The organism is Canicola haemoglobinophilus, from assembly GCF_002015075.1.
GTDB classification, from domain to species: Bacteria; Pseudomonadota; Gammaproteobacteria; order Enterobacterales; family Pasteurellaceae; genus Canicola; species Canicola haemoglobinophilus.
On the sequence record NZ_MUXZ01000018.1, the window covers coordinates 50,754 to 65,144 of the forward strand.

Sequence of the window (14,391 nt, forward strand, 5' to 3'; positions counted from 1 at the left end):
CGATGAAAAAACTCCTACTTGCCAGCCTATTGTTTGGCTCTACTAGCGTGATTGCAGCTCCATTTGTTGTGAAAGACATTCGTGTCAATGGTGTTCAAGCGGGCACTGAAAGTGCGGTCTTATCTGAAATACCAATTCGTATTGGACAAAGAGCTACAGATAATGATATTTCAAATGTGGTTAGAACATTATTTTTGCGAGGCTATGATAATGTTCAGGCTGTTCGAGAGGGAGATACTTTAGTTATTTCCGTATTACCGCGATTAGTTATTGCAGAAGTTACTTTAGAAGGAAATGAATCTATTCCTAATGAGGCTTTGAAGGAAAACTTAAATGCAAATGGTTTCGCAACAGGTGATATTGTAAATCGAGAAAAGCTGGAAGCTTTTCGTAAAAGTTTACTGGACCACTATCAAACAGTGGGACGTTATAATACCACTGTGGATGCTATTGTTAATCCACTGCCAAATAATCGAGCAGAAGTAAAAATCCAAATAAAAGAAAGTGATGTGGCAAAACTGAAAGAAGTGAGTTTTGAGGGAAATGAGGTTTTTAGTAGCGGTAAGCTACAAGAGCAGATGGAATTACAGCCAGATGCTTGGTGGAAATTATTTGGTAACAAATTTGAAGCAAATCAATTTAATCAAGATTTGGATCTTATTCGTGAGTTTTATTTAGAGCGTGGTTATGCAAAATTCCAAATTGTTGATACTGATGTTCAGTTAAACGATGAAAAAACAGAAGCTAGAGTTGCGATTAAAGTTAATGAAGGTGATAAATATTCTGTAAATAGTGCCCGCATTGTTGGTGATGTAGGTGGTATGTCTGAGGAATTATCTCCGTTGCTTAAACAAATCTATGTTGGAGATACTTTCCGTCGCAGCGATATTACTAATGTTGAACAGCTTATTAAAGCAAAATTAGGTGAGCAAGGATATGCAACTGCGCAAGTAGCTGTAAATCCAGTGTTTAATGATGCTGAGAAAACTATTGATTTAACTTTTGTTGTTGATGCGGGTCGTCGTTATTCTGTTCGACAAGTACGTTTCGAAGGTAATACGGTGACTGCTGATAGCACATTACGTCAGGAAATGCGTCAGCAAGAGGGTACTTGGTTATCTTCTCAGTTAGTAGACTTAGGTAAAGTGCGTTTAGAACGTACAGGTTTCTTTGAAAGTGTTGAAACAGAAACTAAAACTAACGATCAAATAAATGATCAAGTTGACGTTATTTATCGAGTCAAAGAGCGAAATACTGGAAGTATAAACTTTGGTATTGGTTATGGTACAGAAAGTGGCTTGAGTTATCAGGCAAGTGTGAAACAAGATAATTTCTTGGGAATGGGATCGTCAATTAGCTTAGCTGCTGCACGTAATGATTATAGTACAAGTGTTAATTTAGGCTATAACGAACCATACTTTACTAAAGATGGTGTAAGTTTAGGTGGAAATGCGTTTTTTGAAAATTATGATAACTCAAAAAGTGATACTTCAGCTTCGTTTGGGCGTACAACTTATGGTGTAAATGGAACTTTAGGTTTCCCTGTAAATGAAAATAACTCTTACTATTTAGGATTGGGTTATGTTCACAACCAATTAAAAAATGTGACGAAAGAATTTAGCCGTGATTTATATCGTCAATCAATGAATTATCCAGATTGGACTTTCAAATCACATGATTTTGAGTTTTCTTTCGGTTGGAATTATAACAGCCTAGACCGTGGTTATTTCCCTACATCTGGGGTGCGGGCAAGTATTGGAGGTAAAGTTACTATTCCTGGTTCAGATAATAAATACTACAAAATTAATGCTGATGTACAGGGGTACTATCCATTAGATCGTGATCATGCTTGGATATTAACAGGTAAATTATCGGGTTCTTACGCAAATGGTTTTGGTGGAAAACGTTTACCTTTCTATCAAACTTATTCTGCAGGTGGTATTGGTTCAGTTCGTGGTTTTGAGTATGGTGCAATAGGCCCTAAAGCGATCTATTGGAATAATAACTGCAATGGTGGTGCTGGATATTGTTCATTGAGTGAAGATGTTGTGGGTGGTAATGCTATGACATTAGCAAGTATTGAACTTATTGTTCCAACTCCATTTGTTGCTGATAAAAACCAACGTTCAGTTAGAACATCAATCTTTGCTGATGCCGGTTCCGTATGGAACACTAAATGGAAATCGGATGGTAAAAACTTCACAAATGTACCAGATTACAGTAGCCCGAGTCGTATCAGAGCTTCTGCCGGTGTTGCATTCCAATGGAACTCTCCAATTGGACCATTGGTATTCTCTTATGCAAAACCACTTAAAAAATATCAAGGTGACCAAGTTGAACAATTCCAATTTAGCATTGGGGGATCTTTCTAGGGAACTTTCGGCTATTTCAATAGTCAGATATCAGGTCTGAACAATGAGTAATGTTGTTCAGAACTAATTAAAAACAATCTATTAAGGATACTTAAACAATGAAAAATGTAGTAAAATTGACCGCTCTTTCTGTCGCATTAGGTTCATCAGTTGCAATGGCAAGTGATAATATTGCTTTCGTAAATACAGAATATTTATTTGCAAAGCATCCTGCACGCCAAGTTGAACTTCAAAAGTTAGATGAAGAATTTAAGGCTCCAGCGGAAAAATTACAAGCTGCAAATAAAGCGTTAGTTGAAAAACGTACTCAATTTGAAAAAGAAATTGATGCTAAAGCTAAAGCATTGGAAAAAGATGCTCCAAAATTACGTCAAGCTGACATCAAAAAACGTCAAGATGAAATTGCTAAGTTAGTAGAGAAACGTGATGCAGAGTTTAAAAAACTAGTTGAAGAACATCAAAAAAATGTTGCTGAATTTCAAGCAAACGGTCAAAAACGTGAGGCTGAAATTAACCAACGTTTATTGACAGAAATTCAAACTGCAACAACCAATGTAGCTAAAGCAAAAAACTTTACTGTCGTATTAGATGAAAAAACAGCTGTTTATTTTGCTGATGGTAAAAATATTACTGAAGAAGTTTTAAAAGCAATTCCAGCTCCAACACAGGCTAAATAATGCAAGAATATTCTTTACAAGAATTAGCTCAACAAATCGGCGCTACCATTCGTGGTAACGCCGATGCTGTTGTTACAAATATAGCTCCTTTAGATAAAGCGGAAAGCAATCAGCTTACTTTTATTTCTAACCCTAAATTTCGAGAATTTTTAACACAATCGAAAGCGGGTGCCTTAATGGTAACTGAAAGTGATGTTGGATTTTGCGCTGAACATAGTAACTTGCTGGTGGTAAAAGATCCCTATGTTGCCTATGCTATTTTGGCACAATATATGGATAAAACACCTAAAGCAGCACAAGGTATTCATCAAAGTGCGGTGGTTTCTAGCGATGCAATTTTAGGTAAAAATGTATCTATTGGCGCTAATGCTGTTATCGAAGACGGCGTTGTACTTGGCGATAATGTGGTAATTGGTGCTGGATGTTTTATTGGTAAAAATGCACAAATTGACGCAAATACTCAACTTTGGGCAAATGTAAATATTTATCATGAAGTTCAGATCGGTTCAGATTGTTTAATTCAGTCAGGTGCAGTGATTGGTAGCGATGGATTTGGTTATGCTAATGATCGTGGTCGCTGGATTAAAATTCCTCAGACTGGAACTGTGATTATTGGCAATCATGTTGAAATTGGCGCTTGCACCTGTATTGATCGTGGTGCTCTTGATGCGACAGTGATTGAAGATAATGTGATTATCGATAATCTTTGTCAAATCGCACATAATGTTCATATAGGAACGGGGACTGCAGTTGCTGGTGGCGTGATAATGGCCGGAAGCCTAAAAGTTGGTCGTTATTGCTTAATTGGTGGTGCGAGCGTTATCAATGGACACATGGAAATTTGTGATAAAGTGACTATTACTGGCATGGGGATGGTCATGCGTCCGATTACTGAGCCAGGAGTATATTCTTCTGGTATTCCATTACAACCAAATAAAGCTTGGCGAAAAACAGCTGCTTTAACCTTAGACATTGATAAAATGAATAAGCGATTAAAAGCTGTTGAGAAAAAATTAGCAGAATAAAGAGTAAAATGCGTCATAATATATGGCGCATTTTTATATGAAGGTATAAATAAATGAACAAAAATTTAATTATTACTGTAGATGGACCAAGTGGTGCAGGAAAAGGGACATTATGTTATGCCTTAGCTGAAAAACTTGGATTTCGATTATTAGATAGCGGTGCAATTTATCGTGTTACAGCATTAGCAGCACTTAAGAAAGAGATAGCATTAGATGATGAACCAAAATTAGCTGAATTAGCTCGTCATCTTAATATTCAATTTATCCCACAAGGGGGAGAAGTGCACATTATTTTAGATAATGAAAATGTCAGTGCACAGATTCGCACGCAAGAGGTTGCGGATGCTGCATCTAAAGTTGCCGTATTTTCGCAAGTAAGAAACGCGTTATTACAGTTACAACAAGATTTTGCAAATGAAAAAGGGCTTATTGCAGATGGGCGTGATATGGGCACTGTTGTTTTTCCAAATGCTCAAGTAAAACTATTCTTAGATGCAAGTGCGGAAGAAAGAGCAAAAAGACGCTATAAACAGTTGCAAAATAAAGGAATTAATGGTAAATTTGCGCAGATTTTAGCCGAGATAAAAGAACGTGATTTTCGCGATAGAAATCGTGCAGTCGCCCCACTAAAACCTGCTGAAGATGCTTTTTTGCTTGATAGCACAGAATTAACTATCGAAGATGTGATAGATCAGGCAATAAATTATATTAATCAGGTAATGAAGCTTAGTTAAAATTTATGTAACTCGTTTATTCAAGGATAGGATAAACAATTATTATCAGCCCCACTTTTTATGGAAATCAAAGTGGTCGTTATTAACTTAAATTTAGAAGATTAATTATGTCAGAATCTTTTGCTCAACTATTTGAAGAATCATTAAAAGACCTTGAAACTCGCTTAGGTTCAATCGTTAACGGTACTATTGTTGCTATTGAAAAAGGCTTTGTATATGTAGATGCTGGTTTAAAATCAGAAGCTCGTATTCCTGCTGAAGAATTCCAAAATGCACAAGGTGAATTAGATGTTAAAGTTGGCGACGTTGTAAACGTTGCATTAGACGCTGTTGAAGATGGTTTCGGTGAAACTAAACTTTCACGTGAAAAAGCGGTACGCCATGAATCTTGGATTGAATTGGAGAAAGCATACGAAGAACAAGCAACTGTTATCGGTTTAATCAACGGTAAAGTGAAAGGTGGTTTCACAGTTGAGTTAAATGGTGTTCGTGCATTCTTACCTGGTTCATTAGTGGATACTCGTCCAACTCGTGAAGCTGATCACCTATTAGGTAAAGAATTAGAATTCAAAGTAATTAAATTAGATCAAAAACGCAACAATGTTGTTGTATCTCGTCGTGCAGTAATCGAATCAGAAAGCAGCCAAGAGCGTGAAGAAATTTTAGCTAACTTAGCTGAAGGTTCTGAAGTTAAAGGTACTGTTAAAAACTTAACAGACTACGGTGCATTCGTTGATTTAGGCGGAGTTGATGGTTTATTACACATCACTGATATGGCTTGGAAACGTGTTAAACATCCAAGTGAAATCGTTAATGTTGGTGATGAAATCACAGTTAAAGTATTAAAATTTGATAAAGATAAAACACGTGTATCTTTAGGCTTAAAACAATTAGGTCAAGATCCTTGGATTGCTATCGCAGAAAATCATCCGGTAAACAGCAAATTAACAGGTAAAGTGACTAACTTAACTGATTATGGTTGCTTCATTGAGATTTTAGAAGGTGTTGAAGGTTTAGTTCACGTATCTGAAATGGATTGGACAAACAAAAATATTCACCCATCTAAAGTTGTTAACTTAGGTGATGTTGTTGAAGTGATGGCATTAGAAATTGACGAAGAACGTCGCCGCATCTCTTTAGGTTTAAAACAATGCAAACCTAACCCATGGTTACAATTCGCTGAAACTCACAACAAAGGTGATAAAGTTTCAGGTAAGATCAAATCAATCACTGATTTTGGTATCTTCATTGGTCTTGAAGGCGGCATCGATGGTTTAGTTCACTTATCTGACATTTCTTGGAATGTTCAAGGTGAAGAGGCCGTACGTAACTACAAAAAAGGCGATGAGGTAGAAGCTGTTGTATTACAAGTTGATTCTGCGAAAGAGCGTATTTCTTTAGGTATCAAACAACTTGAAGAAGATCCTTTCAATAACTTCATTGCAGTAAATAAAAAAGGTGCGGTAGTAAGTGCTAAAGTTGTTGAAGTTGATGCTAAAGGTGCTAAAGTTGAATTAGATGCAGGCGCCGAAGGTTATATTCGTACAGCTGATTTAACAAGTGAAGTTGCTGTAGGCGATGTAGTTGAAGCGAAATATACTGGCGTTGACCGTAAAGCTCGTATCGTTCACTTATCAGTGAAAGCGAAAGACCAAGCGGAAGAAGCAGCAGCTGTTGCAAATGTGAATAAAGAAGAAGTTGTTATTCCAAATGCAATGGCAGAAGCATTCAAAGCTGCAAAAGGTGAATAATTAATTCACTGGCTGGTGTAGTTTATTATTACACCAGCTTTAAGCTGAGGAGTATATTATGACCAAATCAGAACTTATCGAGCGTTTAGTATTAAAAAATCCTACCATTCCATTAAAAAATATAGAAAATGCTGTAAAAGAAATTTTAGAGCAATTGTCTTGTGCATTAGAGAATAGTGAAAGGGTAGAGATTCGAGGATTTGGTAGTTTTTCATTACATTTTCGTCAGCCAAGAGTAGGTCGTAATCCAAAAACTGGAGAGCAAGTAGACCTAGATGCAAAATCTGTACCGCACTTTAAAGCAGGTAAAGAATTAAGAGAACGAATTGATATTTGCTCATAATATATAACTCAAAATTAACGACACTTTAAGTGTCGTTTTTTTTGTATTTTTTTGGCATAATGGCAGAGGTTTCATTTCTGTAATACTACATATTATGTGATTTACATCAAATAAATAAACTTATATTAGGAGAATGTAATGCTTAAATATATTTTAGGATTTCTTTTATTAATTGCTGTTGTTTTAGTCGCAGTGACAATTGGTGCTAATAATGATCAGCTTATTACCTTTAACTATGTGATTGCTCAAAATGAATTGCGCTTATCAACTCTAGTTGCTTTATTGTTTGGACTCGGTTTAATTTTAGGTTGGCTAATCACAGCATTCTTCTACTTAAGATTAAAACTTAAAAGCCTTTCTTTATCTCGTCAAGTAAAACGTCAAGCAGCGCTGATTACTGAACTAAACAAAAATCGAGATAATAAGGCTGCATAATGCTTGAGCTACTTTTCCTGCTTTTACCTATTGCGGCTGCTTATGGCTGGTATATGGGACATCGTAGTGCAAGGAAAGATCAGGATAATATTAGCAATAAGCTTTCTCGTGATTATGTAGCTGGTGTTAATTTATTGCTATCTAATCAACGTGAAAAAGCTGCAGATTTATTTCTTGATATTCTACAAAAACAAGAGCAAGAAAATAATATTGAAACCGGATCTCAATTTGAGGCTGAGTTAACCTTGGGGAATTTATACCGTTCTCGTGGTGAGGTTGATCGAGCTTTGCGTATACATCAGGCATTAGATCGCAGTCCTAATTATACTTTTGAACAAAAACTTCTTGCGAAGCAACAATTAGCAAAAGATTTTATGGCGGTGGGTTTCTATGATAGAGCAGAAAGCCTTTATATTTTATTAGTTGATGAGCCAAATTATGCTGAAGGTGCATTGCAGCAGCTCACTGTTATTTATCAAAAGACGAAAGAATGGAAAAAAGCAATTAATGTTGCTGAAAAACTCGCTAAAATAGCCCCTCAAAAAAATAACACTGCATTAGCCCACTACTATTGTGAATATTCTCTGACTTTAGGTAGTGATGAGCGGGAACAAGAACAAGCCATTAATCTTTTGCAACAAGCTTTGAATGTTTCAAAAACTAGTGTTAGAGCATCACTTCTTATTGCCGAACGCTATATTGTTAATTTAGAGTATAAAAGTGCGGTACAAAATTTAGAAAATGTTTTAGAACAAAACGCTGATTATGTTGGTGAAGTTTTGCCAGCATTGAAATATTGCTATCAAGAATTAAATCAATTAGATAACTTTGAGCTATTTCTCATCCGAGCTAGCCAAATTTGCCGTAACAGCGCAGTTGATTTAGCCTTATCAGACCTTATTGCAGAAAAGGATGGGATTATGGCAGCGCAATCGAAGTTATACCAACAATTAGGACAGAACCCAAGCACCTTTATTTTTCATCGTTTTATCCAATATCAAATTGATACCGCAGAAAATGGCAGAGCAAAAGACAGTCTCGTTTTATTGCATAAAATGGTTGGAGATAGAATAGCACGAGGGTTTAGCTATCGCTGTAGTAATTGTGGCTATCAGACACATAAATTATTATGGAACTGTCCAGCTTGTCAGCGGTGGGAAAAAATTAAGCCGATAACAGGAATTGAACACAATTAAAAGGAAAAGAGAATGGCGAGTAAAATAATTGTTGCATTGGACTATGAAACTGAAATTGAGGCTTTAAATTTAGTTGATCAACTTGACCCGAGCTTGTGCCGTTTAAAAGTAGGTAAAGAAATGTTTACGACTTTAGGTTCTAATTTTGTTAAACAGTTACATAACCATCATTTTGATGTTTTTCTTGATTTAAAATTTCATGATATTCCCAATACAGTTGCAAGAGCGGTGCGTTCTGCAGCAGATTTAGGTGTTTGGATGGTAGATTTGCATGCAAGTGGCGGATTACGCATGATGGAGGAGGCAAAAAAAATCCTAGAACCTTATGGCAAAGATGCGCCTTTATTAATTGCAGTGACTGTACTCACCAGTATGGAAGATTTAGATTTATTGCAAATTGGTATTAATGCATCTCCAATGGAGCAAGTTATTCGATTAGCAAATTTAGCTCAAAGAGCAGGGCTAGATGGTGTTGTTTGTTCACCAAAAGAAGTAGAAATCTTACGTTCCCAGTGTGAGAAAGCATTTAAATTCATTACACCAGGAATTCGCCCTATTGGAAGTGAATTTGGCGATCAACGTCGAGTCATGACACCTTTAGATGCCATCAAAGCGGGTTCAGATTATTTAGTTATTGGACGGCCAATTACGCAAGCAAATAACCCAGCACAAGTATTGCGAGAAATAAATGCTTCAATTTATGGATAATAAAATATGGAAAGTTCATTAGTTTACTCCACAGAAGTGGGCAGAATTAAACAGGAAAAAGTGAAGGAAACACGTCCTAAAGGAGATGGAGTGGTTCGCATTCAGCGTCAAACAAGTGGGAGAAAGGGAAGTGCGGTTTGTGTTATCACAGGTTTAGATATAACAGATGATGAACTAAAAAAATTAGCTGCTGAGATGAAAAAACGTTGTGGTTGTGGTGGAACTGCTAAAAATGGAACAATTGAAATTCAAGGCGATAAAAGAGATACACTTAAAACGTTGTTAGAGCAGAAAGGATTTCAAGTTAAATTGGCAGGTGGATAATAAATTCATCATTAATTTAGAACAGCCCTATATAAGTGAAATTATATAGGGTTTATTTTGATAACCTAAGCTGATATAAGTAATATTTAATTGAAAAATATGAAAATATACAGATGAAAATGAAGGTTGAAGATCTGAAATAAAGTTCAAACTTTATTTAAAAAATGTGATCTGTATCACTAAGATAACAAGATTTTTGTTGAATTTTGTTGACAGCGTGGCATTTCTTTGCCAACATAGCTCGCACCTCAAAGGAGGTGCGGTTTAGACATTTCATGTAATGAAAAGTTTTAGCTTATTTGTAAAAACAACTTAATTCTGAAAGGAATTTTATTATGAAAAAGACATTAGTAGCATTAGCAGTAGCAGCAGTTGCAGCATCAGCAAGTGCAACAACAGTTTATAATCAAGATGGCACTAAAGTAGAACTTGGTGGTTATGTTGATATTATGTTAGGCAAATTTGGTGATAGCCAACGTACAGATTTACGTAACAATGAATCTCGTGTTGAAGTTAAGGTTGAACATGAAATTCAAAATGGCTTAAAAGCATTAGGTTTTTATCGCTTACGTTTTGATGATGCCACAAAGGGTGATCGCTGGGATTCTACAAATACTTTCGCTAATCCAACGACTAATCAATTATGGTTAGGTTTAGAACATGCGGATGTTGGTCGAGTAACATTTGGTAAACAAGATACAACGGGTGATGCTGTTCAATTAAATAATCATACTTACATCTTTGGTGGTAATAACAACTTATTCGATGGTAGTGATAAAGTTGCTTCTTTCCGTTCAGCTGATTTCAAACTTGCTGAAGGACAAACTTTAGGTTTTGGTCTTGACTATGTGTTTGGTCAGTCTGATAAGAAAAATCTTACTAAAGATGGATTAAAAAATGGTTACGGGGTTTCTTTGTTCTATGCGGGTAGTTTCGGTGACTTTAGTGCAAATGTAAACGCAGGTTATACAGTTAAGAATAATGACTTAGATGGTAAAAAGCATCTAGCTTCAACAAATAAACAAGAAAAAGCTTGGCGCGTAGCAACTCAATTTGATTTTGGTCCAGCATCATTAGGTGTTGAATATGGTCAGACTAAATTCACAAGTAAGGATGAACCAGAAGAAGGTACAGCTCGTTTCATCGAAGTAGGTGCAAAATATAATGTATTACCTGAAGTATCTAGTGTGTATGCTCAATGGCAACGTAACAGCTTTAAAGGGGATGCAGGTAGTTTTGTTGCTGACTATAAACTTTCTAAAGTAGCTTTATCTCGTTTCGTTGATATTTTAAGATATAATGAAAAAGCAACTCAAAATGTATATATACTAGGTGCGGATTATGCGTTTAATAAAAATGTTGTTGCTTATGCAGAATATGCCAATAGCCGTGTTAAAACTAAAGAAAACAAAGTTAAAGAAAGTTTCTATGGAACAGGTTTACGCGTATACTTCTAATTTAGCTTAATCTTATGCAAATTAAACCGCTCTTTTGAGCGGTTTTTTGCCTTTATAGAAGATTATAAATCTATACGATTAATTGCTTTATTTTTTTCTCAATTTCTTTTAGACCATTTAATCTTGTATTGCTTAAACGTTGTGCGATACCAAGTTCATTGAAATAGCTTGTTAAATCAAATTCAGTTAGTTGTTGCGCATTTTTATCATTAATTTCTTGTAATAAAATCCATAATAACCCATTGATTATTCTTGCTTCGCTATAAGCTTGAAACTCAAAAGTGCGGTCAGTTTTTGGAGAGGATTTAAACCATACTTTTGCCTCACAGCCTCGAATTTCTTCCATTCCTGCCAGTTCTTGCTCAGTCGGTTGGCAGATATTTTTTCCTGCAAGAATAATTAAACGATAGCGTTCTTCCCAACTGGTCGCCTGTTTTATTTTTTTGATCATGCTAATAACTCCAAGGTTTTATCTAAAGCATTAAAAAATTGTTCTATATCTTGTTGGTTGTTATAAGGCGCAAAAGACAAACGTAATATTGAGCTTTGCCCTAAGCGTTGTAAATAAGGTTGGGCACAATGTTCGCCACTACGTAAAGCAATTTGTTGTTCAGCAAGTAACGTCGCTATATCTGAAGTGGCTATGCCTGTAAAAATAAAAGAAACAATGGTACTTGGTTGAGGTGAAGTAAATAAGCGACAATTGGGGTAATTTTGTAACTGCACTTTTGTTTGTTCAGCTAGCTGAACGGCAAATTTTTCTCCTTGTGCTATATTCCACTGACTTAACCAATTTAATACCGCACTAAAACCAATGACTCCGGCAATATTGGGTGTGCCGCTTTCTAGTCGATAAGGCAAAGGTGCAAAACTCGTTTCTTGTTTTGATACTCGTTCAACCATTTTCCCACCGAAAAAAGTCGGTTGTAATTTTTCCAACGCAGCAAGTTTGCCTGTTAAAACGCCTAGTCCCGTCGGCCCATATATTTTATGTGCAGAAAACACTATAAAATCTGCATCAAGGGCTTGCAGATCAATTTTTTTATGACTAATAGCTTGAGCGCAATCTAATAAAATGAAAGCTGAACTATTTTTTCTGATTAGTGGAATAAGCTTTGTGATAGGTTGCTCGGTACCTGTTACATTAGAGATAACATTCAAGGCGACTAATTTAGTATTTTCATTTAATACTGCTTGCAGAATATGAGGTTCAATTAGCCAGTTATCCTGCAAAGGCAAAATAATTAATTTAGCACCGCACTTTTGGGCAATTTGTTGCCAAGTAACAAAATTGGCATGATGTTCCGCCTCGCTAATGATAATTTCATCATTAGGACTGAATTGATCCATTAAGCCATAAGCAACAAGATTAATGCTTTGTGTTGTTCCTGAAGTCCAAATGATCGCTTGTTCACTTTCCGCATTCACCAGTGCTTTTACTTGCGTTCTGGCTTGTTCAAAAAGTGCGGTCTGTTTTTCATCATATTGGCTACGATGAACGGAGCCAGCAGAGCTGTAAAAATCATAGGTAGCATCTAACAGCACTTGGGGTTTCAAGGTTGTTGCTGCACTGTCTAAATAAACCCTTTGTGTTTCTTTTTGGAAAAAAGGAAATTGTTGACGAAAGCGTTGCGGATCAAAATTCATATGATTTATTCCTGTTTTTTCGTTGCTGGCGCCATATATGAGGAGCCGTTGGGTTAGGATCTCTCCACAAACCTAATTTTTGGCTTTGAGCATATTGTTGTGCTTTTAAGTAAGTTGGATCTTTTAAATATTGTTGATAAGCCCAAGCAAAGCCCGATTTAACCATGGCTAAATTGATATTTTGTCCTTGCAAATTATAAACTGTCGCAAGTATTCGCTGATAACGGTCATAGCCTGAAACATGCAAAATGACATCTTTTTTATAGACTAATTTAGCTAAATGTTGTCGTGCCTTTTTTCCAAATGCCTGTTTTTTCTCAGGCGCATCAATTTCTTGTAAACGAACTTTGACTTTTTTGTTATTGCTAAGTAAACAGTTCAAAGTATCGCCATCACTAATCGAAATTACATAACAAGGGATAATTCGGATATCTTTGGCTGAGACATAAGAAATTGTGCAGAAGAATAAGATAAAGAGGATTTTTTTCCACATAGTTATTATTGTATTTAAGTTAATTGAGCTAATTCTACCGAAAAAACGTAACAAAACGAATAAAATAAGAGTAAAATAAATTTATAAATTTTATTGTTTTTGTTGAATTTCAAGTTGTTATAACTATGTTAAGACGTGTTTTTGAATTTATCCGTTCTTTCGCTATTTTGTATGTTGCTTTATATCTCGGTAATTTTATTGGGCTGATTATTCCTCTTAGTGTTCCAGCAAGTATTTGGGGATTATTGTTATTATTCATTGGATTACTTAGCAAAATAATTAAGTCTGAATGGATTAATTTTGGTGCAAGTTTATTAATTCGTTATATGTCAGTGCTATTTGTTCCTGTGAGTGCGGGTATTGTGGAATATGCTGATGTATTAGTTAGGGAAGCAAAGTCGTTTTTATTGCCCAATATCATCAGTACGATGTTGACTTTAGTATTAATTGGTATGTTGGCTGAATACCTTTTTTCGCACCGCACTTTTGCGCATTTGCGTCAAAAAATGATTAAACAACGCCAAGGAAGAAAATAACATGATGTATTTTTATAGTTTATTAACAGTTGCGGTTTTTGCAGTTGCTTTACTCATCAATAAACGTTGGAAGTCGGTTGTCTTTAATTCCTTTGTACTCACTTTATTAATGTTGATTGTAGTATTTTTGATTTTTGATATTCCTTTTGAGCGTTATTACCAAGGAAATAAACCCATCAATCATTTACTCGGTTTAAGTATTATTGCATTAGCCTTGCCACTTTATGAACAATTGCCACAAATTCGTAAACATTGGCAAATTATTTTATTTGTAACCTGTTTGGCATCCTTATTTTCAATGTTTTCTGGCGTGTTACTAGCGATTTTATTTGGTGCAACACCAGAAATTGCTGCTTCCATTGTTCCTAAATCTGTAACTACTGCGATAGCTACCGTTATGGCAGAAAATTTAGGTGGAATACCTTCTGTAACGGCAGTTGGGGTACTTATTGCTGGATTGCAGGGAGCAATTTTAGGGCGTATGATTTTGCAAAAATTAGGGGTTAAAAGCTCAGAAAGTCAAGGTTTAGCAATCGGTGCGATTTCTCATGCGTTGGGTACGGTGAGCTGTATGGATGTAGATGCGAAAGCAGGTAGTTATAGTTCCATTGCTTTGGTATTATGTGGCATTATCAGTTCGTTATTAGCACCTTTGGTGTTTTGGGTGTGTTTGTTTTTTATTCAAGGATAAAT

Annotated in this window: 16 protein-coding genes; 13 read left to right on the forward strand and 3 right to left on the reverse strand. The window is 35.8% G+C overall.

Going from position 1 to position 14,391, the window contains the following annotated elements:
- Nucleotides 1-2 precede the first annotated feature (2 nt).
- From bamA to B0186_RS06820, 11 genes are all read left to right on the forward strand, one after another.
- Nucleotides 3-2,372, forward strand: coding sequence for an outer membrane protein assembly factor BamA (bamA, locus tag B0186_RS06770; RefSeq protein ID WP_078218618.1), 2,370 nt, complete (start codon nucleotides 3-5; stop codon nucleotides 2,370-2,372).
- A 98-nt stretch (nucleotides 2,373-2,470) separates the two neighbouring features.
- Nucleotides 2,471-3,049 (forward strand): OmpH/Skp family outer membrane protein, encoded by a 579-nt coding sequence (locus tag B0186_RS06775; protein ID WP_078218619.1) that lies wholly within the window; start codon nucleotides 2,471-2,473, stop codon nucleotides 3,047-3,049.
- Entirely contained in the window at nucleotides 3,049-4,074 is a 1,026-nt protein-coding gene (gene lpxD, locus B0186_RS06780) for a UDP-3-O-(3-hydroxymyristoyl)glucosamine N-acyltransferase (RefSeq protein WP_078218620.1), read from the forward strand. The genes B0186_RS06775 and lpxD overlap by 1 nt, the downstream gene beginning before the upstream one ends.
- A gap of 53 nt (nucleotides 4,075-4,127) precedes the next feature.
- Nucleotides 4,128-4,808: a (d)CMP kinase gene (gene cmk / locus B0186_RS06785; RefSeq protein ID WP_078218621.1), complete on the forward strand. Its 681-nt coding sequence runs from the start codon at nucleotides 4,128-4,130 to the stop codon at nucleotides 4,806-4,808.
- Between the two features lie 107 nt (nucleotides 4,809-4,915).
- Nucleotides 4,916-6,559 carry a 30S ribosomal protein S1 gene (gene rpsA, locus B0186_RS06790; RefSeq protein ID WP_078218622.1) on the forward strand — a complete coding sequence of 548 codons (1,644 nt, stop codon included), beginning with the start codon at nucleotides 4,916-4,918 and terminating at the stop codon, nucleotides 6,557-6,559.
- A gap of 58 nt (nucleotides 6,560-6,617) precedes the next feature.
- A complete protein-coding gene (locus tag B0186_RS06795) occupies nucleotides 6,618-6,902 on the forward strand; it encodes an integration host factor subunit beta (protein WP_078218623.1) in 285 nt (94 codons plus the stop codon).
- 138 nt (nucleotides 6,903-7,040) lie between these two features.
- On the forward strand, nucleotides 7,041-7,337 hold the full coding sequence (locus tag B0186_RS06800) for a lipopolysaccharide assembly protein LapA domain-containing protein (protein WP_078218624.1): 297 nt from the start codon (nucleotides 7,041-7,043) through the stop codon (nucleotides 7,335-7,337).
- Nucleotides 7,337-8,533, forward strand: coding sequence for a lipopolysaccharide assembly protein LapB (gene lapB / locus B0186_RS06805; RefSeq protein WP_078218625.1), 1,197 nt, complete (start codon nucleotides 7,337-7,339; stop codon nucleotides 8,531-8,533). Before B0186_RS06800 ends, lapB begins: the two co-directional genes overlap by 1 nt.
- Nucleotides 8,534-8,545: 12 nt before the next feature.
- Nucleotides 8,546-9,241, forward strand: a complete 696-nt coding sequence (pyrF, locus tag B0186_RS06810) for an orotidine-5'-phosphate decarboxylase (RefSeq protein ID WP_078218626.1) — start codon at nucleotides 8,546-8,548, stop codon at nucleotides 9,239-9,241.
- Between the two features lie 6 nt (nucleotides 9,242-9,247).
- Nucleotides 9,248-9,565: a stress response translation initiation inhibitor YciH gene (yciH, locus tag B0186_RS06815; protein WP_078218627.1), complete on the forward strand. Its 318-nt coding sequence runs from the start codon at nucleotides 9,248-9,250 to the stop codon at nucleotides 9,563-9,565.
- 335 nt (nucleotides 9,566-9,900) lie between these two features.
- A complete protein-coding gene (locus B0186_RS06820; RefSeq protein ID WP_078218628.1) occupies nucleotides 9,901-11,022 on the forward strand; it encodes a porin in 1,122 nt (373 codons plus the stop codon).
- A gap of 70 nt (nucleotides 11,023-11,092) precedes the next feature.
- Here B0186_RS06820 and B0186_RS06825 read toward each other — a convergent pair whose 3' ends face one another.
- From B0186_RS06825 to B0186_RS06835, 3 genes are read right to left on the reverse strand one after another with little or no spacing between them, the layout of a single operon-like run.
- The gene (locus tag B0186_RS06825; protein WP_078218629.1) at nucleotides 11,093-11,473 is read right to left on the reverse strand and encodes a SufE family protein; all 381 of its coding nucleotides are present in this window, start codon (nucleotides 11,471-11,473) and stop codon (nucleotides 11,093-11,095) included.
- Entirely contained in the window at nucleotides 11,470-12,669 is a 1,200-nt protein-coding gene (locus B0186_RS06830; protein ID WP_078218630.1) for a cysteine desulfurase, read from the reverse strand. The genes B0186_RS06825 and B0186_RS06830 overlap by 4 nt, the downstream gene beginning before the upstream one ends.
- The gene (locus B0186_RS06835) at nucleotides 12,659-13,162 is read right to left on the reverse strand and encodes a thermonuclease family protein (protein ID WP_078218631.1); all 504 of its coding nucleotides are present in this window, start codon (nucleotides 13,160-13,162) and stop codon (nucleotides 12,659-12,661) included. Before B0186_RS06835 ends, B0186_RS06830 begins: the two co-directional genes overlap by 11 nt.
- A gap of 125 nt (nucleotides 13,163-13,287) precedes the next feature.
- On the opposite strand from B0186_RS06835, the gene B0186_RS06840 reads away from it, so the two are divergent.
- On the forward strand, nucleotides 13,288-13,698 hold the full coding sequence (locus B0186_RS06840) for a CidA/LrgA family protein (RefSeq protein WP_078218632.1): 411 nt from the start codon (nucleotides 13,288-13,290) through the stop codon (nucleotides 13,696-13,698).
- A 1-nt stretch (nucleotide 13,699) separates the two neighbouring features.
- The gene (locus tag B0186_RS06845) at nucleotides 13,700-14,389 is read left to right on the forward strand and encodes a CidB/LrgB family autolysis modulator (RefSeq protein ID WP_078218633.1); all 690 of its coding nucleotides are present in this window, start codon (nucleotides 13,700-13,702) and stop codon (nucleotides 14,387-14,389) included.
- The last annotated feature ends 2 nt before the right edge of the window (nucleotides 14,390-14,391 follow it).

What these genes read in the sequence shown, in the direction of transcription:
- bamA (WP_078218618.1), top strand. Translation starts at nt 3, where the DNA reads ATGAAAAAACTCCTACTTGCCAGCCTATTGTTTGGCTCTACTAGCGTG.
- B0186_RS06775 (WP_078218619.1), top strand. Translation starts at nt 2,471, where the DNA reads ATGAAAAATGTAGTAAAATTGACCGCTCTTTCTGTCGCATTAGGTTCA.
- lpxD (WP_078218620.1), top strand. Translation starts at nt 3,049, where the DNA reads ATGCAAGAATATTCTTTACAAGAATTAGCTCAACAAATCGGCGCTACC.
- cmk (WP_078218621.1), top strand. Translation starts at nt 4,128, where the DNA reads ATGAACAAAAATTTAATTATTACTGTAGATGGACCAAGTGGTGCAGGA.
- rpsA (WP_078218622.1), top strand. Translation starts at nt 4,916, where the DNA reads ATGTCAGAATCTTTTGCTCAACTATTTGAAGAATCATTAAAAGACCTT.
- B0186_RS06795 (WP_078218623.1), top strand. Translation starts at nt 6,618, where the DNA reads ATGACCAAATCAGAACTTATCGAGCGTTTAGTATTAAAAAATCCTACC.
- B0186_RS06800 (WP_078218624.1), top strand. Translation starts at nt 7,041, where the DNA reads ATGCTTAAATATATTTTAGGATTTCTTTTATTAATTGCTGTTGTTTTA.
- lapB (WP_078218625.1), top strand. Translation starts at nt 7,337, where the DNA reads ATGCTTGAGCTACTTTTCCTGCTTTTACCTATTGCGGCTGCTTATGGC.
- pyrF (WP_078218626.1), top strand. Translation starts at nt 8,546, where the DNA reads ATGGCGAGTAAAATAATTGTTGCATTGGACTATGAAACTGAAATTGAG.
- yciH (WP_078218627.1), top strand. Translation starts at nt 9,248, where the DNA reads ATGGAAAGTTCATTAGTTTACTCCACAGAAGTGGGCAGAATTAAACAG.
- B0186_RS06820 (WP_078218628.1), top strand. Translation starts at nt 9,901, where the DNA reads ATGAAAAAGACATTAGTAGCATTAGCAGTAGCAGCAGTTGCAGCATCA.
- B0186_RS06825 (WP_078218629.1), bottom strand. Translation starts at nt 11,473, where the DNA reads ATGATCAAAAAAATAAAACAGGCGACCAGTTGGGAAGAACGCTATCGT.
- B0186_RS06830 (WP_078218630.1), bottom strand. Translation starts at nt 12,669, where the DNA reads ATGAATTTTGATCCGCAACGCTTTCGTCAACAATTTCCTTTTTTCCAA.
- B0186_RS06835 (WP_078218631.1), bottom strand. Translation starts at nt 13,162, where the DNA reads ATGTGGAAAAAAATCCTCTTTATCTTATTCTTCTGCACAATTTCTTAT.
- B0186_RS06840 (WP_078218632.1), top strand. Translation starts at nt 13,288, where the DNA reads ATGTTAAGACGTGTTTTTGAATTTATCCGTTCTTTCGCTATTTTGTAT.
- B0186_RS06845 (WP_078218633.1), top strand. Translation starts at nt 13,700, where the DNA reads ATGATGTATTTTTATAGTTTATTAACAGTTGCGGTTTTTGCAGTTGCT.